The organism is Streptomyces sp. NPDC038200 (genome assembly GCF_055600785.1).
In genome coordinates this window covers 1-22484 of record NZ_JBVJYH010000036.1, presented here as the reverse complement: position 1 = coordinate 22484, position 22484 = coordinate 1, and the positions used below count along the sequence as shown (strand labels likewise).

Annotated in this window: 21 protein-coding genes and 1 pseudogene; 7 read left to right on the top strand and 15 right to left on the bottom strand. The window is 70.4% G+C overall.

Going from position 1 to position 22484, the window contains the following annotated elements:
• Window positions 1–115 precede the first annotated feature (115 nt).
• Window positions 116–649 carry an STAS domain-containing protein gene (locus ACZ7KF_RS40060; RefSeq protein WP_471087129.1) on the top strand — a complete coding sequence of 178 codons (534 nt, stop codon included), beginning with the start codon at window positions 116–118 and terminating at the stop codon, window positions 647–649.
• A 57-nt stretch (window positions 650–706) separates the two neighbouring features.
• On the opposite strand, the gene ACZ7KF_RS40055 is transcribed toward ACZ7KF_RS40060, so the two are convergent.
• Window positions 707–1186 (bottom strand): hypothetical protein, encoded by a 480-nt coding sequence (locus tag ACZ7KF_RS40055; RefSeq protein ID WP_471087126.1) that lies wholly within the window; start codon window positions 1184–1186, stop codon window positions 707–709.
• A 248-nt stretch (window positions 1187–1434) separates the two neighbouring features.
• On the opposite strand from ACZ7KF_RS40055, the gene ACZ7KF_RS40050 reads away from it, so the two are divergent.
• Together ACZ7KF_RS40050 and ACZ7KF_RS40045 are read left to right on the top strand one after the other, a co-directional pair.
• Window positions 1435–2073, top strand: a complete 639-nt coding sequence (locus tag ACZ7KF_RS40050; protein ID WP_471087123.1) for an ATP-dependent Clp protease proteolytic subunit — start codon at window positions 1435–1437, stop codon at window positions 2071–2073.
• Window position 2074: 1 nt separating this feature from the next.
• Window positions 2075–2677, top strand: coding sequence for a ClpP family protease (locus tag ACZ7KF_RS40045; RefSeq protein WP_471087120.1), 603 nt, complete (start codon window positions 2075–2077; stop codon window positions 2675–2677).
• Between the two features lie 77 nt (window positions 2678–2754).
• On the opposite strand, the gene ACZ7KF_RS40040 is transcribed toward ACZ7KF_RS40045, so the two are convergent.
• The 3 genes and pseudogenes from ACZ7KF_RS40040 to ACZ7KF_RS40030 form a co-directional block, all read right to left on the bottom strand.
• Window positions 2755–3186: a helix-turn-helix domain-containing protein gene (locus ACZ7KF_RS40040; RefSeq protein ID WP_471087117.1), complete on the bottom strand. Its 432-nt coding sequence runs from the start codon at window positions 3184–3186 to the stop codon at window positions 2755–2757.
• A gap of 237 nt (window positions 3187–3423) precedes the next feature.
• Window positions 3424–4500, bottom strand: a complete 1077-nt coding sequence (locus ACZ7KF_RS40035; RefSeq protein WP_471087114.1) for a hypothetical protein — start codon at window positions 4498–4500, stop codon at window positions 3424–3426.
• A gap of 82 nt (window positions 4501–4582) precedes the next feature.
• Window positions 4583–4811 (bottom strand): annotated as a pseudogene (locus ACZ7KF_RS40030) (telomere-protecting terminal protein Tpg); the annotation flags it as partial.
• Window positions 4812–5355: 544 nt separating this feature from the next.
• On the opposite strand from ACZ7KF_RS40030, the gene ACZ7KF_RS40025 reads away from it, so the two are divergent.
• Window positions 5356–7020: a ricin-type beta-trefoil lectin domain protein gene (locus ACZ7KF_RS40025; protein ID WP_471087111.1), complete on the top strand. Its 1665-nt coding sequence runs from the start codon at window positions 5356–5358 to the stop codon at window positions 7018–7020.
• A 136-nt stretch (window positions 7021–7156) separates the two neighbouring features.
• Window positions 7157–9076 (top strand): hypothetical protein, encoded by a 1920-nt coding sequence (locus ACZ7KF_RS40020; protein ID WP_471087108.1) that lies wholly within the window; start codon window positions 7157–7159, stop codon window positions 9074–9076.
• A 213-nt stretch (window positions 9077–9289) separates the two neighbouring features.
• Here the strand turns inward: ACZ7KF_RS40020 and ACZ7KF_RS40015 are convergent, their stop codons facing one another.
• The 3 genes from ACZ7KF_RS40015 to ACZ7KF_RS40005 all read right to left on the bottom strand — a co-directional run bounded on the left by ACZ7KF_RS40015 (window position 9290) and on the right by ACZ7KF_RS40005 (window position 11273).
• Window positions 9290–9961, bottom strand: coding sequence for an enoyl-CoA hydratase-related protein (locus ACZ7KF_RS40015; protein ID WP_471087106.1), 672 nt, complete (start codon window positions 9959–9961; stop codon window positions 9290–9292).
• A gap of 47 nt (window positions 9962–10008) precedes the next feature.
• Window positions 10009–10620, bottom strand: a complete 612-nt coding sequence (locus tag ACZ7KF_RS40010; RefSeq protein ID WP_471087103.1) for a TetR/AcrR family transcriptional regulator — start codon at window positions 10618–10620, stop codon at window positions 10009–10011.
• A gap of 377 nt (window positions 10621–10997) precedes the next feature.
• Window positions 10998–11273 (bottom strand): DUF3253 domain-containing protein, encoded by a 276-nt coding sequence (locus ACZ7KF_RS40005; protein ID WP_471087100.1) that lies wholly within the window; start codon window positions 11271–11273, stop codon window positions 10998–11000.
• Between the two features lie 704 nt (window positions 11274–11977).
• Here ACZ7KF_RS40005 and ACZ7KF_RS40000 point away from each other — a divergent pair.
• Window positions 11978–12187 (top strand): hypothetical protein, encoded by a 210-nt coding sequence (locus ACZ7KF_RS40000; RefSeq protein ID WP_471087097.1) that lies wholly within the window; start codon window positions 11978–11980, stop codon window positions 12185–12187.
• A 115-nt stretch (window positions 12188–12302) separates the two neighbouring features.
• Here the strand turns inward: ACZ7KF_RS40000 and ACZ7KF_RS39995 are convergent, their stop codons facing one another.
• The 3 genes from ACZ7KF_RS39995 to ACZ7KF_RS39985 form a co-directional block, all read right to left on the bottom strand.
• On the bottom strand, window positions 12303–12887 hold the full coding sequence (locus ACZ7KF_RS39995) for a hypothetical protein (RefSeq protein ID WP_471087094.1): 585 nt from the start codon (window positions 12885–12887) through the stop codon (window positions 12303–12305).
• A 95-nt stretch (window positions 12888–12982) separates the two neighbouring features.
• The gene (locus ACZ7KF_RS39990) at window positions 12983–13267 is read right to left on the bottom strand and encodes an alcohol dehydrogenase catalytic domain-containing protein (protein ID WP_471087091.1); all 285 of its coding nucleotides are present in this window, start codon (window positions 13265–13267) and stop codon (window positions 12983–12985) included.
• A 115-nt stretch (window positions 13268–13382) separates the two neighbouring features.
• Window positions 13383–14261, bottom strand: coding sequence for an alpha/beta fold hydrolase (locus tag ACZ7KF_RS39985; protein WP_471087088.1), 879 nt, complete (start codon window positions 14259–14261; stop codon window positions 13383–13385).
• 111 nt (window positions 14262–14372) lie between these two features.
• Here ACZ7KF_RS39985 and ACZ7KF_RS39980 point away from each other — a divergent pair, with 111 nt between their 5' ends.
• Window positions 14373–16310 carry an AfsR/SARP family transcriptional regulator gene (locus ACZ7KF_RS39980; protein WP_471087085.1) on the top strand — a complete coding sequence of 646 codons (1938 nt, stop codon included), beginning with the start codon at window positions 14373–14375 and terminating at the stop codon, window positions 16308–16310.
• A gap of 274 nt (window positions 16311–16584) precedes the next feature.
• On the opposite strand, the gene ACZ7KF_RS39975 is transcribed toward ACZ7KF_RS39980, so the two are convergent.
• From ACZ7KF_RS39975 to ACZ7KF_RS39955, 5 genes are all read right to left on the bottom strand, one after another.
• Window positions 16585–18231, bottom strand: coding sequence for a M4 family metallopeptidase (locus ACZ7KF_RS39975; protein ID WP_471087082.1), 1647 nt, complete (start codon window positions 18229–18231; stop codon window positions 16585–16587).
• Window positions 18232–18659: 428 nt separating this feature from the next.
• Window positions 18660–19061 (bottom strand): hypothetical protein, encoded by a 402-nt coding sequence (locus ACZ7KF_RS39970; RefSeq protein ID WP_471087080.1) that lies wholly within the window; start codon window positions 19059–19061, stop codon window positions 18660–18662.
• A 503-nt stretch (window positions 19062–19564) separates the two neighbouring features.
• The gene (locus ACZ7KF_RS39965) at window positions 19565–20410 is read right to left on the bottom strand and encodes an ANTAR domain-containing protein (RefSeq protein WP_471087077.1); all 846 of its coding nucleotides are present in this window, start codon (window positions 20408–20410) and stop codon (window positions 19565–19567) included.
• A 580-nt stretch (window positions 20411–20990) separates the two neighbouring features.
• Entirely contained in the window at window positions 20991–21314 is a 324-nt protein-coding gene (locus ACZ7KF_RS39960; protein ID WP_471087074.1) for a hypothetical protein, read from the bottom strand.
• A 136-nt stretch (window positions 21315–21450) separates the two neighbouring features.
• Window positions 21451–22233, bottom strand: coding sequence for a TIGR03084 family metal-binding protein (locus ACZ7KF_RS39955; RefSeq protein WP_471087071.1), 783 nt, complete (start codon window positions 22231–22233; stop codon window positions 21451–21453).
• Window positions 22234–22484 lie beyond the last annotated feature (251 nt).

Here is a 22484-nt window from a genome sequence, read left to right as displayed (position 1 = left end):
CTGATTCAACTTTCACGCAACCAGAAACACGTAATAAATTTCGTGCATTGGTTGACGTAATTTGGGTTCTCGGGGGAACGTGGAGGCAGATCGCATGCGGATGAGGGAGTGAGCCATGCACGACTCCGCCCATCGGGCCCAGCCCCTCGTCACTTCGGACCTTGCCTGCTCGGGGGACGGAAGAGACGTCGAGGGGCCGCCACGGGCCGGCCTGGCAGTCGCCCGCTGCACATCGAGCGGAGAACGGATCCGCGTGGAGGTCATTGGTGAACTCGACCTCGATTCCGGCACCCGGCTCCGCCACGACCTGCGCGCAGCGCTCGCCAGGTCGGTCAGCGGCCTGGACCTGGACCTGAGTCGGCTCGACTTCTGCGACTGCGCCGGCCTGACCGTACTGCTGGAGCTCCGGCAGCGCGCCCGTAGCCAGGCCAAGACGGTCGTCATCGATGCCGGCAGCCCCGCGGTCGACAGGCTGCTCCATCTCGTCGGAGCCCGAGAGCTGTTCGCACCACCACGTCCCCGCGACATCGGACTGCGCCACCCGGCACCGGCCGCCGTTCCCTCACCGAAGGCGGACACGTCATCAGGCGCCTTGTCCTCCCGGGGCCGGATGGATCCGACGGGCCGCCGCCAGGTTTCGCGATCCTGAGCCGTGCCCGCGTCGTTCTCTGCCGCCCGGCACTGAGACCGCATAAGGGCACCGGGGCTATTCGATCCCGAGCGGGCCGATGCCCAGATCCTCACGCATGCGGCGGCGCATCTCGGCCATGGCCGTGCGGCGCTGTTGGATGAAGGCCCTGTCCTCGGCGGAGCCGACTGCGACTCCGCGGGCATAGGCGTCGCGCATCCGACGCAGGCTGTGAAACGCCTCGTTCCCGGCCGCGACTACGAGCGGCGGCCCCACGAGCCAGAGCTGCTCGCTCGCCGTGTGCAGCCCGGTCCCACGGAAGGCTTCGCGCACCGCCGCGTCTCGCGCCGACCCGGACATGTGATCGCCCAGGGCGACAGCCCGTATCTCTTCTCCCGCGTCCTTGAGGGCAGAGGCGTACTCCGTGTACACGGCGCGCCGCACTTCCAGAGCATGTCGTTCTTCCTCGCGCCGCCACCTGTTGCGGTCGGTGATCAGGGTGGCGGCGATGCCGATAGCGGCGCCTGCCAGCGTGGAGAGCAGAGGCATCCAGTCCATGCGCCGCATGCTGTCTCAATCGCTGCCGCGACACCAGCGGCCCCCACGCGCCGGCGTCGTGATCACGGACCCCGTCCAGGAGTGGCTCGTCATGGGCCACAGCCTCCACCGTGCGGCCGGCGCCGCTCAGAAGGGCTGAGCCGCCGTCTCTGCCCGCGGCGAATCTGCGGCGGGCAGAGAAATCGCATCCGGGGGTCCGGCGAGGTCAAGAGTGGAGTCGACGGCATCCCCCTCGACATGGAGACCAGATGACTGCACTCACGACGCTCTCTCCCCGCGCGGAGGAGGGCGACACACCGCCCAGCCGCTTCGACGACCATCTCGCGGCACAGCTGCTCGCCCAGCGGATCGTCGTCCTCGGCACCCAGGTCGACGACGTGTCGGCCAACCGGGTGTGCGCGCAACTGCTGCTGCTGTCGGCGGAGGACCCGCGCACCGACATCAGCCTGTACATCAACAGCCCCGGCGGGTCGGTCACCGCGGGGCTCGCCATCTACGACACCATGCGGCTCATCCCGAACGACGTCTCGACGCTGGCGATGGGGTTTGCCGCCAGCATGGGTCAGTTCCTGCTCACCGTGGGGGCGCCCGGCAAGCGGTTCGCGCTGCCGAACGCGCGGATCATGATGCACCAGCCCTCGGCGGGTATCGGCGGCAGCGCCGCGGACATCGAGATCCAGGCGGAGAACCTCCAGTTCACCAAGCAGGCCATCGAGCGGATCACCGCCGAGCACACCGGGCAGAGCGAGGAGACGATCGCGCGGGACGGCGACCGGGACCGCTGGTTCACGGCCGAGCAGGCCAAGGAGTACGGGATGGTGGACCGGGTGGTGGAGTCGCTCACCGACATCCGCCCGGCCTCGTCACGCCGACGGATGGGGCTGTGACATGGGGTCGTACACGGTTCCCTACGTCATCGAGCGGACCGCACAGGGTGAGCGGTCCTACGACGTCTTCAGCCGGCTGCTGAACGAGCGGATCATCTTCCTCGGCACCGAGATCGACGACGGGGTCGCTAATGTGGTCATCGCGCAACTCCTGCATCTGGAGTCGGCGAACCCGGAGCAGGAGATCTCGATCTATCTCAACTCGCCGGGCGGGTCGTTCACTTCGCTGATGGCGATCTACGACACGATGACGTTCGTGCGGTCCCCGATCTCCACGTTCTGCGTCGGTCAGGCGGCGTCTACGGCGGCGGTGCTCCTGGCCGGCGGCGATCCCGGGCGACGGTTCGTGCTCCAGCACGCGCGGGTGCTGCTCGGCCAGCCGGCCAGCGGCGGCCGGCAGGGCACGGTCTCCGACCTCAGCCTCGCGGCCAAGGAGATGGTCCGCATCCGCTCGCAGGTGGAGGAGGTCCTGTCCCGGCACACGCACCACGACGTGGCGGCGCTGCGCGCGGACATGGACCGGGACAAGGTACTCACCGCCGAGGAAGCCGTCGCCTACGGGCTCGCCGACGAGGTGCTGAGCCGACGGCTCGCGTTCGTCTGACCCGCGCGTCCGCGACCGGGGCCGGCGAGCGGGCCGGTACGGCGGTGGTGCACCCGTCGTACCGGCCGTCGGCCCTGTCAGGCGGCCAGGCAGAGTCCGTCGTACCGCGCCGTGGGCGACGTGCGGCCCCGGCCCACCCGGCTCCTGGAATACCGGGCCAGCTCGGTCTGGGCGAGCGAGAGCAGGTCGGCGAGGCCGAGCCCGAGGGCCTGGGCTGCGGCGGCGAGCACCTCGGAGGATGCCTCCTTGCGCCCGCGCTCCACCTCCGACAGGTACGGCATCGAGATCCGGGCCTCCTCCGCGACGTCCTTCAGCGTCCGCTCCTGGGCGAGCCGTTCGCGCCGCAGCACATCGCCGACGAGGTCCCGCCACAGGGGCTCCCTCGGCGCGGACGTCTGCGGGGCTCCCGCCGGTTGCTGCGGGGCGCGGGGCGTCCCGCCGGAACCGGGCGGCGCGGTCTGCGGGCGCAAGGGAATGACACGGGCTTCGTTCGGCGCATGAGTGCTCACCCCTTCAGCCTATGGATGTGGGGCGCCGGGGGAAGGGAGCGGCGTTCTGCCCTGGGTGAAGCCGTGCGGGTGCCCTCGCTGCGGGTGGCCTACCCGGAGAGCCGCGGGGCCGGCTGGACGGTGCGGCACATCATGGCGCGCTGCGCCTGGGCCCCGCGCACGCCGGCCGCGAAGGCGGGATGGGCTCACGTCGTCTGCCCGCTCGACGATGCGATCCGGTGGATCCTCCCGGGGCGATCATTGGATCAGGTCGGTGTGTGGATGTTCGGGGGAGGTCGGGCAGACATAGATCTGCATGTTGTCCGCGCTGCCTACTTCTACCCTCGTCGGCTGCGAGGGGTCCTGGCCCGGGTAGTGGGAGTCGGCGAGGGCGGCGGCCTGGTCCTCCTGCGGCGCCCAGCTGCGCCCTTCACCGCCGTCCCACTCCCAGGAAGCGATCGTCAGCAGCGGGACCATCTGCACCTCGCACACAGCGCAGTACCGGGGGTTCGGGTCGGTGCGGCCCCAAGGGGGCCAGCCGCCGACCTTCCAGCCGGGTGCGTTGCCCAGATGAAGGGAGTAGAAGTCGCGCGGATACTCCGCGTAGGAGCTGTCCACGTCGGCGCCGGCCGCCTGCCATCTGTTCCGGTCCTCCAGCATCCGCTGCAGCTCCGGACCCAGATCCAGGCTGTTGGGGTACTCGGTGATCGCTTCAGGTGCCAGCAGGCACGCTTCTGGCACGTAACCCGGATAGTCCGCCTCGTACGGTTCCGGTGGTGTGGCGAGGATGTCGCCGACCTCCGCGGCCGACCGCCAGAACAGTGCGGTCGACGGTTTGTAATCCGGTTCATGCTCGTACGGGCACCAGAGAACCTGAAGCAGATCGGCCTGCCCGGGCGGCCGCAACAGGGGTATGTCACGCAGGAAGAGCTGAGCCACGGGCAACATCGGGACCGGGCACTCGGCGGGCCAGGGAGGGCCGGCGTCGAGCCGTTCAGCGAGCCGCGCGGCACTGCGCTCCTTGAGCGCCTCCTCCTCGGGCGTGAACACGGGAGGTCGGTCGTCAGGGCGCCACCGGGACTGCAAGCGTCGCTGGAGCCGTACTTCGGTCGGTGACTGGCGGAATCCCGTGTCCACGTGCAGGTGCGCGTCTTCGCACTGCGGCCACGGCTCCTCAGCCGGCCACAGCAGCGGCCCACCGACCGAGCTGTCCCCGACCGAGGGCGAGCCCGGACGCGGATGCAGCCGCATCGCAGGTCGCGCCAGGGGAGCCAGCTCGGGAAAGACGGCGGTCACATCCACGGGCCGCGGCGGAGTAGTACGTAAGAAACCCATGACGGTGATCCTGCCACCAGCCACCGACAGTCCCCCTGCCACCTCGACCCGCGTCAGCGCTCAACCGGCTGCGACTCCCACCGTCAATGTCATTGACGGCCACGTCCGACAGTCCCCTGACGCACGGCCGCCACCGTCCTGGACCTCCACGTCCTTGCACCCGTCGGCGACGTGCCACGCCTCTGCCGGTCGCCGGCACCCGCGTCGCGGGCCTCGAACAGGCGGCGGGCGCACTTCGGGGGGAGGTGCACGGTGAGTCGCCGGAACCGCCCGTCGTCGGTCGTGCCCACCGGCGCGGCGCGGCCGAACCGATCCGGGCCTCCATGGGGATCCCGCCTGCAGCCCCACATTCCTGCCAAACGCCGTTCCTACCGGGATGCCGCCCACCTCGAGGCCGGCCAGCACCTTCGTGCCGGGCGGCACCAGCGGGGCCGTCCGCCGGGCAACCTCGTCCAGCCGAACGGGCCGGCACCCAAGCCGTTCCCGGTCTGTTGCACAGCCTTGACGGTATTGGTCTGGGCCAATACCGTCTGCCTCGCACAGAACTCCACATCACTCAACACCATAGACATTCATCAGAGTTGACGATGCATCCGCCGGTGGAGGGACGAGAACCCGACCGTCCGCTGTGGGTCCGCCTGCCGATGGCACCCCAAGCGCCGGCCGCCGCCCCGTTCGTCGTCATCCGGACCCGCAAGGGCGCGTGCACTGCTCACCGTTGATGGAGATCACCAGAGGCGGCACGGCGGATACACGCGATCATGTCCTTCTTCGGAGGTCGAACCTATGCAATCACCCCCTGCACGGGCACAGCGCGGCGGGTGGAAGAGAGCGCTCTCTCTGATTCCCGTCGTCATGATGACGGTGGCGGCCACCGTCACCACGACACTGAACGCCCAGGCGGCCGTGCCCCCGGCACCGTCGGGCTTCACGCTCACCTGGAGCGACGACTTCAACGGTGCGTCCGGCACCGGCATCGATCAGAGCGTGTGGAAGTACGACACCGGGCCGGGCAGCAACTTCGGCACCGGTGAGATCGAGACAATGACCAACAGCACCTCGAACGTCTACCACGACGGTCAGGGTCATCTGGTGCTCCAGGCCCTGCACTCGGGCTCCGACGCGCGCAGCGGATGGACCTCCGGGCGCGTGGAGACCCAGTCGGCGGGCTTCGGTGCCCCGGCCGGCGGCGTCGTACGCATCGAGTCCGTCCTCCAGCAGCCCGACGTCACCACCGCCAACGGCGCGGGGTACTGGCCGGCGTTCTGGATGCTGGGCGCGCCGCTGCGCGACGGTGTGACCTGGCCGAAGTCCGGCGAGGTCGACATCATGGAGGACATCAACGGCCGCAGCTCCGTCTTCAGCACCCTGCACTGCGGGGTGAATCCGGGTGGACCGTGCAACGAGTCGACCGGCATCGGCTCCGGTGAACGCGCCTGTTCGGGCTGCCAGACGGGCTTCCACGACTACGCGGCGGAGATCGACCGCTCGGTGTCGCCGGAGCAGATCAGGTTCTACCTCGACGGGAACAACTTCTTCACTGTCAACGCCAACCAGGTGGACGCCACGACCTGGTCCGACGCGGTCGACCACCCCTTCTTCATCATCTACGACCTGGCGATCGGCGGCGGCTTCCCGGACGCCTTCGGCGGGGGCCCGAACGCGTCCACGGTCTCCGGCGGCAAGCTGGTCATCGACTCGGTGGCCGTCTACAACAAGGCGCCCGGCTCCGGAGGCGGTGGCGGCGGCGGTTCGGTGAGCGGCCAGACGATCACCGGACCCGGCGGTAAGTGCGTGGACGTGGCGGGTGACGACACCGGCGGCGACGGCACCGCGGTCCAGCTCTGGGACTGCCAGGCGGCGGCCAAGGACCAGCACTGGACCTGGAGCGGCCAGACCCTGCAGACCCTCGGCAAGTGCCTGGACATCGCCGGCGGCAACAGCGCCGCCGGTACGAAGCTGCAGCTCGCCACCTGCAACAGCGGCGGCTACCAGTCATGGGTGCGCCAGCCCGACGGCTCGCTGCGGAACCCGACCAGCGGCCGGTGCATCGACTCACCGTCGGGTGCCACCGCGAACGGAACACGGCTCCAGATCTGGGACTGCAACGGCTCCGCAGCCCAGAAGTTCGCCATCGGTACCCCGATCTACGGACCCGGCGGCAAGTGCGTGGACGTGGCGGGTGACGACACCGGCGGCGACGGCACCGCGGTCCAGCTCTGGGACTGCCAGCAGGCCACCTCGCTCGACCAGAAGTGGACCTGGAACGGCCAGACCCTGCGCACGCTGGGCAAGTGCCTGGACATCGCCGGCGGTGTGAACGCGGCCGGCACAAAGCTCCAGCTGGCCAACTGCAACGGCGGCGGCTACCAGAACTGGGTCGCCAACGCCGACGGCTCGATGTCCAACCCGGCCACCGGCCGGTGCATCGACTCACCCTCGGGTGCCACCGCGAACGCCACACGCCTGCAGATCTGGGACTGCAACGGCTCCGCGGCCCAGAAGTTCTCGCCGGCATGAGCAAGGAACGCCCTGCCTGAAATGAGGCGGGGGCGTCGAAGGGCCGCACCTCACCGGTGCGGCCCTTCCGTGTGTCGCCGCGCAGGTGATCCGCTGAGGCCTTGCCCCACCGCGAGCCTGCCGGGATCATGACCGCGTGCAACGCCGAGAGAAGCTCCACACACTGCTCGAACGCGCCGGGCTCGCGGTCGTCGAGGAGATGACCCCAGGCAGCCTGTTCCCGCCGGAGGCCGGCTGGCGCATCGCGCGTGGGATCGCAGCCCCGGACGGCGCGGCCGAGCAGGCGCCCGACGCCACGTGGTGGAGCCAACTCGTCAATGGGGACGGCGAGTTCCTGGTGGCCGTGCTCGGACATCGGATCGGCGGAAACGACTCCTGGTGGACCCGGGTCCGCACCACCGGCGACGGTGTACCGGAACTGACCGGCGATCCCGGTTACGTGGCCCTCTCCCTCGACGGACAGGTGCTGCTGGCGGAGATCCCAGGCCCCGACGGACCGCGGGTGACGGCCCTCGACCGGCTGCCGGAGCGGTTGGAGGAAACCGCGGCAGCCGCCGGACACGAGACGGAGGCCGAGCGCGCCCAGGTGTGGGCGGCCGTGCCCGGCCTGCCGGCCTGGCCGCTGCACTGGGCGGAGGGCATCGGGTCCAATCCGGCCTCACCGGACGAGCTGCTGATCGGGCTGCTGGACGTAGCGGACGGCTTCCTGCACGGCTGCGACCGTCCCGCCGTCCTCGACGCCGCCGTGGCGCACCCCGACCCGCGGGTGCGCGCGAGAACTGCCGACACCTTCCGGCCCAAGCTCACCGCCGAACAGTGGATACGCCTGATCCACGCCGAACCCTCACCGAGGCAGCGCGTCCTCTGGGCGGAGCGAGCCTGCACCTGGGGCGCCGAACTCCCCGAGGACCTGTACGACGACCTCCTCGCCGGCCCCTCCCGTGCCCAGGCCGCCGAACTCCCAGGACTCCCCGCACACCACCTACCCGGCCTCGCGACCGACGCCGACCCCGCTGTCCGGGCGGCCGCCTGCAAACGATGGGAGGACCTTGCCGCTCCCCTCCGAGCGCGGCTGCTCGCCGACACCGACGACACGGTCCGAACGGCGGCGCTCCTGGCCCACCACACCGCTGTCCCCATGCCCCGCGAGGTCTTCGCCTCGCTGCCCGCCCGACGGCGAGCACTCGAACAGTGCTGCTTCGAGGCCGAGTTGGAGGCCGAACTGGTCCGCGACGGGGACGCGGAGGTACGCCGGGCGCTGGCCGGGAACCCGGGCCTGGGCGCGCACGGCGTCGCCGTCCTGGCACAGGACCCCGACGACGACGTCCGGTCCGCGGTGGCGCTGCGCCCCGACCTCACCGAAGAGCAACGCGGGGCGGTGCGCTACGACTTCGACCAGACGTTGATGTCGCACACCCTGCCCTGGGTCGAGGACCTGCACAGCGACCCCGACGCCATGCGCCGCCTCGCCGCCTCGTCCCATCCGCTCATCCGCCGCAGCGTGGCCCGCGCCCGGCATCTTCCACCGGACGTCATGGAGCGTCTGTCGCGGGACGAGGACCGGGTGGTCCACCTGTTCCTCGCGGAATCGTGCGACGACGCGCCCGCCGACCTGCTGCTGGAGGTCTGGCGCTGGTGGGACGGCAGCTTCAGCCACCCCGACCGCCCCCGCAGCCACCCCCACTTCCCCCGCGCGGGGCTGCTGCGCCATGTCGACGACCCCAGTGGACGAATGCGCCGCCTGGCCCTGGACGATCCGCAGTCCAGCGCCGCTGACGTCGCGCGCCTCGCCCGGGACCCCGAGGCCGAAGTGCGTCAACGCGCAGCCGAGGACCCCCGGCTGTCCCCCGGCGACGCGGTACGGCTGCTGAACGACCCGGCGGACCACGTGCGCGGGACCGCGACGCGCCATCCCCACCTGCCGTCCCGCGTCCTGGCCGGGCTGCTGCACGACCGCGACACGGCCTGCGTGGCGGTCACCAACCCGGCGATCCCGGTCCCCGTCCTGCACCGCATCCTGGACGCGGCCGCGGCAGCGGTGGCCGCCCGGCGGTGACCAAAGATCGTGTTCGCGGTGAAGGCCCGGCGCTGGCCGGCGGCCAGGACGATGGGGAAGTCCTCGGTGGTGTGGACGGCCGGGGCTGTCCAGCTCGGCGAGGAGGACCAGGAGCTCGGGGATGGGCAGCGGGATGCGGTGGCCGGGATGGGGCGGCCCGCCCCCGGGCGGAAACGTCCGGGGGCGGGGTGGTGCGGTCGGCGAGATGCCGGCTCAGCCGAGCGGGTTGGCCGTGTCGTGCAGGGTGGCCAGGGCCGGGGCGTACATGCGGGCCTTGATGGTGCCGAGGGTGTCGCCGGCCTTGTTCACCTGAGCCTGGGCGATCTCGATCGCGGTGGAGCGCACGGCGTCCTCGGCGACCGCCTGGTCGACGATGCCGGCAGCCGCTGCGTCGGTGCCGCCGTAGCGGCGGGCGGTGAGCATGGCCTCGTGCGCGGTCTGCGGCGCCAGCCGGGACTGGATCAGGGCGGCCATGCCGGGGGTGAAGGGGATGTTGATGTCCGCTTCGGGCAGGCACCAGTAGCCGCGGTCGGCGCGCATGACGCGGAAGTCGTGGGCGAGGGAGAACATCGCGCCGGCGGCGAAGGTGTGCCCCTGCAGCGCGGCCACCGTGACGACCGGCAGCGACAGCATCCGCGCGAACAGCTCGTGTACGAAGACGACGTAGTCCTGGTGCTGGTCGGCATGGGCGAACAGCCAGTCCAGATCGAGCCCGTTGGAGTAGAACTTGCCGGTGGCGGCGGTGACCAGGGCGCGGGGGCCTTCCGCCTTCTCCACCTCGTCGAGCGCGGCGCTGACGGCGGTGAGCCAGTCGGGGTGAAAGCGGTTCTCTCCGTCTCCGAGGTCGAGGACGAAGACGTTGTCCTGACGGTCGAGCGAGGGCATGGCGACTCCTTCGGACTGAGCTGGCTCGGGGCGAGAAGGACTGCGGGCTAGGCCCCGGACCGAGGTCCGGAGTCGGCGCCTGGGCGGTCCCGCAGGGCGTACAGGACAAGGTCGTGGATCTCGGCGGCGGCGGCCTCGATCGGGGCGGTGCTCTGTTCGGCCCGGCACATGATCACCGCGCCTTCGACCGCCGCGATGACGAAGGCACCGAGCCGGCGGCTGCGTTCCTCGGTCAGGCCGTGCCGCAGGAAGAGGCCCGCGAGGGCTTCCTGCCAGCGGGCGAACACGGCGGCGGCGGAGCGGGCCAGCTGCGGCGCGTCGTCGTTCGTCTCGACGGCCACCGCCACGATGGGGCAGCCGGCCCGAAAACCGCTCTCGACCAGCCGGTCACGCCACAGCACGAAGAACGCGTCGACGGCCTCCACCGGATCGTCCGCCTGCATCGCGGCATCGATCAGACCCGCGATGAAGTCCCCCGCCAGCGCCACCGCCTCATCGATGAGCTGCGCCCGCCCACCAGGGAAGTGGTGATACACCGAGCCCCGAGGAGCCCCGCTGTGCGCGAGCACCCGGTCCACGCTGGTCGCGCTCGCCCCGTACTCACGTAGCAGAGCAGCGGCACTGAGGACCATCCGCTCCCGGCTCTTGCGCGGACTCACGCGCCACCACCCTCCCGTCGACAGGGCGGCCCACCAAGCGGGCTACCTGCCGGTAACTTATGGGATATGGCATAGAACATGCAAGGAGGTTGCGGCAGTCATTCGTCAGTGCGGACAGATGCCGCTCCGGCGAGGCAGCGCACTCGAAAAGAGCGGGCCGGCCGGCGAGGCTTCGCGCACGACCGCAGCCTCCGGCCCTCACGGCGTCGGGTGGCCGGGCGTATAGCGCGCCGCTCCCTGCGCATGACGGGCTTCCCGCCGATACGTTCGGTCGAGGGGCACGCGCTCAGGTCAACACCTCGATCAAGCTCGCCGCCGGCGTGGCGGAGGCGCTGCCCGCCATCCACCGTGGTGCCGGGATGGACCGCCGGGCCGCGCTACTGACGTGCGCGACGGATGCGTACGGGTCCGCGCGCCTCGGTCTCGACGACGGGCCGCCCGCCCTGGGTCACCTCGACCTTGCCGGCCGCCACCAGCCGCCAGGCTGCTCGACGGGCTGGTTCCATCAGAGCTCGCCAGCCCTCGTCGTCGCCCTCGTAGACCTCGCGCGCGGCGTCGGACGGACAGATCGAAGCAGTGTCGGCGCGGCGCTCCAGCAGGCTCATAATGACCCGCTCCAGTCGCCGAGTGAGCTGTCGATCCGTCTCCGCCACGCAATCCAGTGTGGCACCGTTTGCCCAGCTGATGAGGTCGGCCCAGGCGGCCCCGTACCGGTGTGGCGCCCCCTGGGCTTCCTCACCTACGTCCCCACAGCGCCTCGACTGCATGGTGCGGCTCCGGCGGGTCCACTCCCCGCAGTCGGTCGAGGTCCGCTTCGGCACCTCGCCAGCCGTGGCCGTCGACGCCGCGCTCTGCACCACGGAACCGTCGACACGGTGTTCGCCGCCCACCCCGAGGTCGGCTGGGAGCAGCTGCACACGGTGGAGGAAGGCCGGCGCTCCCCGCCCCTCGCTCTGCAGCCCGCCACGGCCTGGCCGCGGCGAGGTCAACGGGGAAGCTCTCCGTCTGTTGCGTGAGGGAGCGTTCTCGTCTCCGGCCGGTCCCGCCACGAGACGGGGTGGTGAGCACACGTGAGCGAGGTGGCTGGAATGCGTGTTGAATCCCCGAACGGTCAGCCCTAGGTTCGGCCCACGCATATCGTGCGACACGGGGGAAGACAATGAAGCTGGCCGACCTGTCAGGGCGTCTGAAAGTGCGGGCTTCCACTGCTTCGGTGGCCGTCGGAGCCGCTATGGCCGTTTCGATGCTGGTTGCGTCTCCAGCCGCAGCCATGTGGATCGACCCAAACCCGGGACCTGCACCCGACAACTGCGCGCCCGGTAACGTCTGCGTCTATGCCGCTTTGATCCCAGTCGGCATGGCACCCGAACACCGGTACTACTACTACGGCTCGTACAACTTCGTGAATGAGTTCGACGATCACACCGTGTGGAACAACCAGACCGGCGGAGCCCGCGCGCTGCTGTGCCTTGGCTACAACGGCACCAACTGCACCGTCACCATTCCCGCCGGCCAGGCGTTCCACGGATCGCTCACGCCGTACAACTCGATCAAGCTGATCTCCTGACGCGCGCCGGGCCGTACGAGCCGGCACCCGAACGGAAGCCGGCCGCGGTGGAAGGCATGACCATGTGACGTGGCCCTTGCCACCGCAGGGCCCCACCGGCTCCAGAAGGCCGCACTCAGGTGTTGGCCGCCCCGTAGTGCAGGACACTTTCCTGCGGAAGCAGGTAGCCGATCGCGCGCTCCTCCGGCAGCTCGCCTGCCAGCGTCGCCGCATCGGTGCATCCGGAGACTTCCCAGCCGATCACGCCGAGGCTGAACATCGCCTGCTTGAAGGTCTGGGTCCCGATGACCGCGAGCCAGTCGTCCATGACAGCGGACCTGAAGAACGGTCGGCCGTCCCAGTAGGCGATACCCGCCTTGTCCAGCGCTCCGAGGGGGACGTAGAAATCCAGCCAGTCACTGCTGTCGTCACCTCCGCGGACCGCCACGCAACCGCACACGGCCAGCCGGCCGGTCGGCAAGCGGACCTGACCGTGGAGGTGGCCGAATTCGGCGAGGGAGGCAACCGTGCATGGCACGGGCTCCTGTTCCTGGGGCTCACGGTCGTTGAACGCGAATGACCCCTGCACACCTGCTGCGGACCACAGAGCGCTCAGGACTGCCTGTATCTCCGCGTCATCAGTTGACCCGATCTCGATCGCCAGTTCGTAATAGCCGCCGGACCAGTTGGTCTGGTCACGGAATGAGGCAGGATTCGGCATGACGCGATCATGCAGCACGCCCCGGTCGCTTGACACCCCCATTTCGGTGCTCAGCTGAACCGATCGAGATGACCTCGAGAGGTCGTTTTCATCTGTTACGCCTGGATACGTGCCTGGCGGCGGAGACCGCCTGCTTCACGACGTCGACCAGCCCGGTCGCCGACTTCGAGGCCGGCCACGTCCTCACCCAGCGCGGCGACCGTGCCGGGGACGTCGATGCCGGGAGTGTGCGGCAACGCCACCGGGATGGGGCTCTGCGTGAAGCCCCCGCGGATGTTGCCGTCGCCACCGCCGAACGATGTCGCGGCGACCCGGATCAGAATCTGCCCGGTGCCGGGGACGGACTGCTCGACGTCCTCGAACCCGTAGGTCCACCGCATGAGTGTGCCGTCACCGTCGGGGTTGAGGTGGAACTCGCCTCGGACGCCGACTGCGGGGCGGGAGAGGACGTTGAGCGGGGCACCTGATCGGAGCCGACGAGTCGGGACAGGAGGTTCAGCGGGCCAGCAGGCCCTGGATCGCCGCTGCGATCTCGTCGGGTGCCTCCTCGGCCATGAAGTGCCCCGCTCGGGTCAGCCGGTGGTCCAGGTCCGGCGCCCACGCCTTCCACACCTCGGCAGCGTCGTAGCCCAATTGCGCGCCCCAGTCCTGCTGGACGACCGTCACGGGCATGGCCAGCTGCGATCCGGCATCCAGGTCCGCTTGGTCGTGTATGACGTCGATGCCCGCCGAGGCCCGGTAGTCCGCGACGATCGACGTCACTGCCGAGGCGCTCGCCCGCAGGTATGCGGCACGCACATCCTCGGGGATGGCGGTCGGGTCGTTGGCCCAGGCGTCGAGGAACGAGCCGAAGAACGCGTCCGCACTGCCTGCGATCATCGTCTCCGGCAGGCCCGGCGGCTGCGCCATCAGGAAGAGGTGGTAGCCGACCGCCGCCGAAGCGCCATGCAGGACATTCCACATGTCGAGCGTCGGCACGATGTCGAGGATGCCCAGGTGCGTGATGGTTTCAGGGTGGTCCAATGCCGCTCGGAAGGCGACCAGGGCGCCCCGATCGTGGCCGACGAGGGCAAAGCGCTCGTGGCCGAGCGCCGCCGCCAGAGCCACGACGTCAGCGGCCATGGTGCGCTTCGCGTACACATCGGGGTCGGTGGCCGTCGGCTTGTCGCTGGCGCCGTAGCCCCGCAGGTCGGGGCAGATAACGGTGTGCTCGTCGGCGAGCCGCTCGGCGACGTGTCGCCACATCAGATGAGTCTGGGGAAATCCGTGCAGCAGCACGACCGGGATGCCGTTGCCTCCCACGGCGGCAGCCAGCTCCACACCGTCCGCACCGGGTAGGCGGATGTGATCGAAGCCGGGAATGGTGAGCGTCATGAGGGATCGTCCTTTCGGGTCGGGAACGCGACCGGCTCAGCTTGGGCGACGGCGATCAGCAGCCGATCAGTACGGTTGGGCACAGCCGGCCCCGGCACGGAGGATGGGGACATGCGAATCGACGTGCTCGGTGTGGTGCGGGCCCTCCATGACGACGGCAGCCCGGTTGACCTGGGCGGACCCCGCCATCGTGAGGTACTCGCCCGGCTCGTCGCCGCCGAGGGACGGATGGTCACCACCGACACCCTGGTCGATGACCTGTGGACCGATCCGCCGGCCCGCGCCGTGGGCGCTCTGCGTACGTTCGTCGCCGCGCTGCGCCGCGCCCTCGAACCCGAACGGCCGCCCCGCAATCCGCCACGCGTCATCGTCACCGAAGGTCCCGGCTACGCGCTGCGTCTGCCGCGCGAGGACGTGGACGTCCATCGGTTCCAGGACACCCTGACCCGAGCCCGCCGCAACCCCGACGCGGTGACCGACCTCGGCACGGCACTCGCGACCTGGCGCGGGCCCGCCTACGCCGATGTGAACGGCTCCGCATGGGCGCAGCGCGAGCGGACCCGGCTGGAGGAGCTGAGGTTGGAGGGGGTGGAACTGCGCGCCCGCATCCTCCTCGACTCCGGGGAAGGGGCCGATCTCGTCGCCGAACTGGGTGCCCACGTCGCCGAACAGCCGTGGCGCGAGCCGGCCTGGGGGCTGCTTGCCCGCGCGCTGTACCGCGCGGGCCGCCAGGCCGACGCGCTGGCCACCCTCCGCCGCGCCCGCGCGATGCTCGTCGACCAACTCGGACTCGACCCCGGTGCCGGCCTTCAGCGTCTGGAGACGGACATCCTCAAAGGGGCCGCGCCCCCCGAAGGAACACGTACCACGTGGACCGGCCATGGTGTCCGGCTCGGCCCGCGCACCACCGTGGATCTGGCCCGCACCCTCGCACTGGCGGGTGGCGACGCCCTCGTCCACTCGCGGCGCGACCGCCTCGCCGCCATCCAGGCGGCGGAACGCACGGGAGACCTCTCCCTGACCGCCCGAGTCATCGGCGCCTACGACGTGCCCGCCCTCTGGAGCCGGGCCGACGACCCCGAGCAGTCCCGCGCCGTCGTCGCGGCTGCCGAGCGCACGCTCACCGCGCTCGGCTCAGACGGCCCCGCCGACCTGCGCGCCCGCCTCCTGGCCACGATCGCCACCGAGAGCCGGAGCGCCGATCTGTCCGAGACCGAGCGGAAGCGCGCGCAGCAGGCGGCGAGTCAAGCCGAGGAGCTGGCACGGGACCTGGCCGATCCTGCCCTGCTGGCCTTCGCCCTCAACGGGGTGTTCCTGCAGTCCTTCACCCGCCTCGGCCTCGCGGCCGCACGAGACAGGACCGGCGCCGAGATCCTCGACCTGGCCACCCGGCACGAGCTGCCGAACTTCGCCGTACTCGGCCGACTCGTCCGCCTGCAATCCGCCTCGGCCCTCGGCGACCTCGACGCCGCGACCTCGCACGCCCGTGCAGCCGACCAGCTCGCCGCCACCACCGAGGCGCCTCTTGTCTCCGTCCTCACCGGGTGGTTCAGGGCGCGGGCCACGGCCGCCCGCAGCACCGAACCCGGCGGACCGACCGCCGCCACGGCCGCAGCGCAGTACCGCGCTCCCGAAGACGCCCTCCGGACGGCCGGAATGGCAGGGCTGCACCGCGGCCTGTTCCCACTCGCCCTACTGGGCCTGCGCCTGCTGCACGACCGGCCCGCGCCCGTCGACCCGCACCTCGACTGGGGCCCGTACCGACCCTGGGCGCGACCCCTCGTGCTCCTCGCTCAGAACCGGGGCGAGGAGGCCCGAACAGCCCTCGCCGCGGTGCCGGAACCACCGCGTGACCACATGCAGGAGGCCATGTGGTGCCTGACCGCCCGCGCCGCTGTACGCCTTGACGAGCGCACCATCGCCGCGCACGCCGCGGCTGTCCTGCGCGATGCCTGCGCGGAACACGCCGGTGCCGCTAGCGGAATGCTGACCCTGGGCCCGGTGGCCCGGTACCTGGCAGAGGCGGAAGCGTGCGCCGGAGCGGGGTAAGCCAGTGGAGAGGGCAGCGGCCATGATCCGGTCGTCCAGGCCGGGGGCGCGGTGGCCGTCGCGCAGGACGAGGGCGAGGTGGCTGCGCGCTTCGGCGAGCAGGCGCCGACGGTGGAACCGGCCGCCGTCGTTCCGCACGCACACCACCGCGGCGACGTCGACAGTCGAACGCCAGAGACGGCGATCCACGCAAGACGGCGTGCGGTGGGGACGTGCGCCGGTGGCGACAGCAGGGGGGTGAGTCCCTGGTGCCGCCCCCGGCGCGGTGCGTTTGTCAGCTGACGTTGACCGCGGTCCAGGCCGCGGCGACCGTCTTGGCTTCGGTGCTGTCCGCGCCGTACAGGTCCGTTGCCGCCTTCAGGGTGCCTTCGCGGGCTGCCTTGTAGTCGGTCTTCGAGGTGAAGTACGTGGTCAGCGCCTTGTACCAGATCTGCAGGGCCTTGTCGCGGCCGATGCCGGTGACCTTGGAGCCGTCCTGGGTGGGTGAGTCGTAGCCGACGTCGTTGATCTTCTTCGCGCCGCTGCCCTCGGCGAGGAGGTAGAAGAAGTGGTTGGCGACGCCGGAGGAGTAGTGCACGTCCTTGTTGCCGACGTCCGCGGACCAGTAGTCGGCGGAGCCGCCGTCCTTGCTGGGCTTGTCCATGTAGCGCAGCGGGGTGCCGTCGCCGTTGATGTCGATCTTCTCGCCGATGAGGTAGTCGCCGACGTCGGTGGAGTTGTCGGCGTAGAACTCCACGCCGGTGCCGAAGATGTCGGAGGTGGCCTCGTTGAGGCCGCCGGACTCGCCGGAGTACTCCAGGCCGGCGGTGTGGGAGGTGACGCCGTGGCTCATCTCGTGGCCGGCGACGTCCAGGGAGGTGAGGGGGGCGGCGTCCTTGGTGCCGTCGCCGTAGGTCATGCAGAAGCAGCTGTCGTCCCAGAAGGCGTTCACGTAGGCGTTGCCGTAGTGGACGCGGGAGTAGGCGCCGACGCCGTCGTTCTTGATGCCGCTGCGGTTGAAGGTCTTCTTGTAGAAGTCCCAGGTCTCCTGGGCGCCGTAGGCGGCGTCCGCGGCGGCGGTGGCCGCGTTGGAGACCTTTCCGTCGCCCCAGGTGTCGCTGTCCTGGGAGAACAGTGTGCCGGTGCCGTCGGAGCCGTGGTCGAGGTTGTAGGTCTTGTGGCCGCCGCGGGTGCCGTCGGTGAGGGCGTACGACGATCCGGACTGGGTGCTGGTCAGGTCGACCTTGCCGCTGTACTGGGTGTTGCCGACGCCGGTCTCGATGCCCTGGTACTGGAAGAGCTTCTTGCCGGTGGCCGCGTCGGTGATGACGTGCAGCTGGTTCGGGGTGCCGTCGTCCTGGAGGCCGCCGACGACCGTCTCGTAGGCGAGGACGGGCTTGCCGGAACCGGCCCAGATCACCTTGCGGGCGCCGTCCGCGGCGGCCTTGGCGGAGCCGAGGGTTCTGGCGGCGGAGACCGCCTGCTTCTCGGCCTTGGCGGCGGTGATCTGCGGCTTGAGGGAGGCGACCTTGATGGCCGACTTGTTCGCCTTGGTGACGCCCTCGGACTTGCCGGACTTCGCCGTGTGGACGATCAGGTCGCCGCCGAGCACCGGCAGGCCGGCGTAGGTGCGCTCGTAGCGGGTGTGGACGGTGCCGTCGACGTCCTTGACGACGTCCTTGACGACCAGCTTCTCCTTCGTGCCCAGACCTATTCGCTGCGCCGTGGTGGCGGAGCCGGCCTGCGCCGTCTGGATCAGGGTGGTGCGGGCGGCGGCCGACAGGGTGGTCGGGGCCGCGCCGAGCGGCTTCGCGGCCGCGGGTTCGGCCGGGATCTGGGCCGAGGCACTGGTGGCCAGGCCCGTGGACAGCAGGGCTCCGGCCGCCACCGCGGTCGCGATGGCCAAAGTGGTGCGCTGGTGACGCGCGTTGAGGAGGCTCACGAACAAAAGCTCCTTGTTGTGGGGGGAACGATGCCGGGCCGGTATGGGGCCGGCCCGAACAGCTGTGGAATGGGTGGTTCGTACAGCGGGTGAACAGAGACTGACATGAATGACATGCCCATGTCACTACCCGTTGGGTGATGTTTATCGAGAATCGGCCGACCACTCCCACCAGGGAAAACGGCATGCCGAAGGCGCCGCGCGCGTCGGCGCGGCCAGCGGCAGTCGGCTCTGCGTGAACCGGCCTGACTGCCCTGCTCGACACGTGCCGCGTCAGCGGCGCAGGATCGTGCGCACGGCCGGCGGTTCAAGGGGCCGGGACCCCACCGCCGCGCACCATCGGCTCTTTCGCGCCGGTGACCGGCACGCCAAGGCCGACGCCTGCGTCGCGTCACTGCGGCTGTCCGCCAGCGGCGGACGCGTGGGTGTCAGGCTGCGCAGGTGTCGAGCATGGACGACAGGGCCGTCCTCTCCTGGCCGGTAGTGGTCAGTCTCCAGGTGGAGTTGATGTGCGTGCAGTCCTCGGCATAGGTGCACCATGCGGTCGATGCCGCCTTGGCGACCTCGGTGACCGTGGCGCCGTCATACGCCGAGTACCGGCAGCCGGACGCGGGCCGACAGCTGCTCGGCTTGTCCTGCACGTCCTTGCCGTCGCGGGCGCGGACCGTCTGCCGGGTGGTACATCCGTCCGGCTGGGTGGACCGGATGTCGAACGCGTCCCGGGCGTGGCCGTCCATCGAGTGCGGGGCGTCCACGGTGAGCGCGGCCGGCTCCTGCCGGGCGATCGCCGTCGACGGCGGATCGGCCAGGGCGGGGGCCCGAGCCGGCACCGATCAGGAGTAAAGCGGTTGCGGGCAGGCCAAAGACTGCGCGGCGCATGAAGTCTCCAAGTGGTGTGGGGGGTTGGAGATGTGTGCATGAGGAAACCGCACTTGCCCCGTGGTGCGCCACGCGCGTTGACGAGATGTGACAACTCCCCCACGTGACCTTCACCCGACGGTCATCGCCGCCCCGTGCACCGGCCGGCCGCGCGCCTCGGCCCCCTGTCCTCTCCCGATGTGAGGTTTCCGCCATCAACGGACGCGCACCGAGGCGTCCACGTGGTGGCTGTCCAACAGGGCGGCCACGCTGTAAGCCCTCGCCGGGATCGGCCTTGGCTTCTGCATCCCGCAGCCGCTCTCCGGTGGGGGCGCTCAAAGCACCGACGCCCGAGACAGGGGTCGCCGCTCGGCTGCTTCGGCTGCTCCTGCTGCTCGTGAACGCCGCCCTGCATCTCTTGCGCTCGTGAACGCCGCCCTGCTCTCGTCCGTCGGCGGCGCCAAGACCGCCCCGGTCAGGACCGGCTGGTCGCCCTGGCGTGGAGATGGTTCAGGGCGGTCACGACCGCGGTGTTGCGGTACCACCCCAGCCACCTGCCGACCTGACCGCCGATGTCCTGCAGCGCGCTCAGCTGGGCGGGGGCCAAGTCGTGCAAGGGATGCTCGTGATGGGAGGAGATCATCCCGATCACGGTGCCGTTCGGGCGGAGCAGGGGAACACTGTGGCATGCGCGGCTGCCCGTCTGCAGAATCACCTGACGGGAACCGTCGTCGAAAGTGTCCGAGGCGGCGACGTCCTTGACGGTCACCTGGCGGCGGTCCAATGCCGCCTGGGCACACGAGGTCGTCGAGGCGCCGACGAAGGCGAAGTAGTCGCTGAAACAGCGGTTCACCCCGACGTGCCTGGCCATGCGCAGCATGCCGTTCTCCACCAACTGCACATTGCCCATGCGGGCGCCGGTCACGGACAGAGTCCGGCGCAGGGCAGCGGTGAGGACGGCGCCGGGGCTGTCGAACCTCGCTCCGACCGCTCGCAGGGCCGGCACCGGCGGTGCGGCACCGTACGGACGGCTGGGTACCCAGGCGGGGGCGTCCGGGCTGGGGACGGGGAGATGCGCGGCGACGTCGGCCAGGGTATGCAGTTTGATGTTGCACTGCTGAGACGAGTCACGGAGCAGGTCGAACGCCTCCTGCCGCGAGGACAGCCGGTAGTGCTTCACGAGCAGTTCCTCGGCGCGGGCGACACCAGCATGGGCCAGCCGACGATTGCGCTCATCGACGGCCGCCCCTGCCACCTCCCGCGTCTCGAGCCCAGATTCCGCGGCAGCCGACGGGGCGGGCACGTGCTGATGTTCGGTCATTGACGGGCCTCCCCGATTTATGGCAACACCTCCACGCCAGCGCGTGGCGGCGCGTGTGCGCACGAGCGGAGCACTGCGGTGCCTGCCGACCGAAGCACCACCCCCCAACCCTAACCACGCCCCACCCCACGCCCGCCAGAGGGCATTCCACGGGCGGCCACCCGGCGCGGCGGCGCATGTGGGCTTGGCCGGCCCGAATGGCTCCTTCCTCCCCCGGGCACCGGAGGAGGCCTTGCCGGTGGTGCGCAGCGCCGTACGCGAGGACGAGCACGACAGCTGCGCGCAGTGCCTCCGGGCGTTCGAACAACACGGCGAGTGCCGGCCAGGTACTGCTGCCCGCGTACGGGCGGGCTACACGCCTCGGTTTCGCGACGCGACGGCGCCGATCAGGGGCCTCACCGACTATGCCGCCGACCTGCTCACCACCCCTGCCCCCGGCATATCGACGCCATCGGTCTTCCCATCGTTTCCGGGTGGACCCGCCCATGGCGAGCAGTACGGTGAACAAGCCGTCGGGATCCGTCCAGCGCGGCCCTGCCGTCCCGAAATCGTCCGCCTGGCTCGTTGTCTTCCCACGACCTCAGCCATGCGCCTCCGTGTCGAGGCGTGCAAGCCCCTGTTCCCAGCGTCGTCGGCGCTCGTCCTCAGTCTGGTCCCACCAGGGGGTGCCCCGTTCGCCCAGCGCGATTTTTGCCCGGTTCACGCGTACCCGCGCTGCCCGCTCGGCCCGCGCATCGCCTGCAGTCGTCGCGGAGCGCACCGCGCGACGAGCCGCCATGAGGTGACGTCGAAGGCGAGCGACGATTTCCTCTGGGATAGCCGGATCGGTTGCGCGCCATTTCCTTCCTCTGATGACGACGAAGTGCCCGTCGGGAGTTCTCTCCGGTGACTGGTGTGCTCCCACGCGAACGATTCTGACCACTCGAGTCCGTCCCGGCGCGAAGCCAAGGCAGAAGTCGGCACGGGGCAGTGCCGGCTTTCTTCATCGGCCGACACGCAACCGTCACGCGTCTCGTGTGACCACGCACTCCGCCACGCTTTCAGAGGAAGACGCGCGCCACCTCCAGCCACTTCTGAGCGTCCTCGCCGGTCGCCGTCATGTTGGTCTCGGACCAGGGGCGCCGCCGGGTGACACACAGGCAGAAGTCGATAGCGCCGCCCTGTACCCGTTGCGCGGCAGCCTCGGGGCCCCACACCCAGGTCCGTCCGTCGGGTGCTGCCAGCTCGACGCGGAAGGGGTCCTCCGGCTCAGGCAGTCCGACGGCGGCGAAGGACAACGCCCGTCCCAACACCCCCAGCGCCGCCACGTGCCGCAGTCGATCCGTCGGGCGGTGCGGCACGCCCACAGCGTCGAAGACGTCCTGCCCATGTGCCCAGGTTTCCATCAGACGAAGGGGCGTCATCAGGGCCGGGGTCACCTTCGACATGTACCAGGGGAATGCGTGGTTCCATGGCGTGTCGCGCAGTGCCGCCGCCAGTTCCGCTCGGCCGGCCCGCCACTCGTCCAGGAGTACCGACCGCGGTTTGGCCGCTCCCGCGGCGGCGGCCTTGTCCGCGTACCCTCTGCCTTCGGCTTCCGCCCGCCTGAGCTCGGAGCCGAACGCGTCCGGAGTGCGTAAGGCGATGAGTGCGTTCGCGTCCGCCCACGCGAGGTGGGCTATCTGGTGGGCGACCGTCCAGCCCGGTGCCGGTGTCGGCACGGACCAGTCGTCCACCGCGCTGACCAGGACGTCGAGTTCGTCGCCCTCAGCCACCAGCGCGGACAGGACACCGGCGTCGTCTACATCGGGGACGGCGAGGTTGTAGTTCAACATGTGCGCCATGGTGCCACTCCCTCCTGACCAACGGCGGAGACGAAGTGTGCGGGCAATTCCGATGCCGCCGGAGTCAGCCCACTCGGTGGTGGGGCCCGTGGCACCAAGGGACCACCGTGCTTCCTCGACGGCGGCGGAGGGCGCGTTGCCTACCCGGTGCCCTGACACGGGGCAGGACGCCGTCGGGGGCCCGTCCGGCCGGTGTGTCACGCACGAGCCGTGCGCAGCGGCCCCGCAGACAGGAGGAGCAGGGTTCCACT

Bases quoted from the DNA above. Each gene is read 5' to 3' on its own strand.
- ACZ7KF_RS39990 (WP_471087091.1), bottom strand. From the start codon at position 13,267: ATGCGGTGGACCTACGGGTTCGAGGACGTCGAGCAGTCCGTCCCCGGC.
- ACZ7KF_RS39985 (WP_471087088.1), bottom strand. From the start codon at position 14,261: ATGACGCTCACCATTCCCGGCTTCGATCACATCCGCCTACCCGGTGCG.
- ACZ7KF_RS40035 (WP_471087114.1), bottom strand. From the start codon at position 4,500: ATGGGTTTCTTACGTACTACTCCGCCGCGGCCCGTGGATGTGACCGCC.
- ACZ7KF_RS40060 (WP_471087129.1), top strand. From the start codon at position 116: ATGCACGACTCCGCCCATCGGGCCCAGCCCCTCGTCACTTCGGACCTT.
- ACZ7KF_RS40055 (WP_471087126.1), bottom strand. From the start codon at position 1,186: ATGGACTGGATGCCTCTGCTCTCCACGCTGGCAGGCGCCGCTATCGGC.
- ACZ7KF_RS39955 (WP_471087071.1), bottom strand. From the start codon at position 22,233: ATGGCGCACATGTTGAACTACAACCTCGCCGTCCCCGATGTAGACGAC.
- ACZ7KF_RS40050 (WP_471087123.1), top strand. From the start codon at position 1,435: ATGACTGCACTCACGACGCTCTCTCCCCGCGCGGAGGAGGGCGACACA.
- ACZ7KF_RS40025 (WP_471087111.1), top strand. From the start codon at position 5,356: ATGATGACGGTGGCGGCCACCGTCACCACGACACTGAACGCCCAGGCG.
- ACZ7KF_RS39980 (WP_471087085.1), top strand. From the start codon at position 14,373: ATGCGAATCGACGTGCTCGGTGTGGTGCGGGCCCTCCATGACGACGGC.
- ACZ7KF_RS39995 (WP_471087094.1), bottom strand. From the start codon at position 12,887: ATGCCGAATCCTGCCTCATTCCGTGACCAGACCAACTGGTCCGGCGGC.
- ACZ7KF_RS39965 (WP_471087077.1), bottom strand. From the start codon at position 20,410: ATGACCGAACATCAGCACGTGCCCGCCCCGTCGGCTGCCGCGGAATCT.
- ACZ7KF_RS40015 (WP_471087106.1), bottom strand. From the start codon at position 9,961: ATGCCCTCGCTCGACCGTCAGGACAACGTCTTCGTCCTCGACCTCGGA.
- ACZ7KF_RS40000 (WP_471087097.1), top strand. From the start codon at position 11,978: ATGGCACCCGAACACCGGTACTACTACTACGGCTCGTACAACTTCGTG.
- ACZ7KF_RS40045 (WP_471087120.1), top strand. From the start codon at position 2,075: ATGGGGTCGTACACGGTTCCCTACGTCATCGAGCGGACCGCACAGGGT.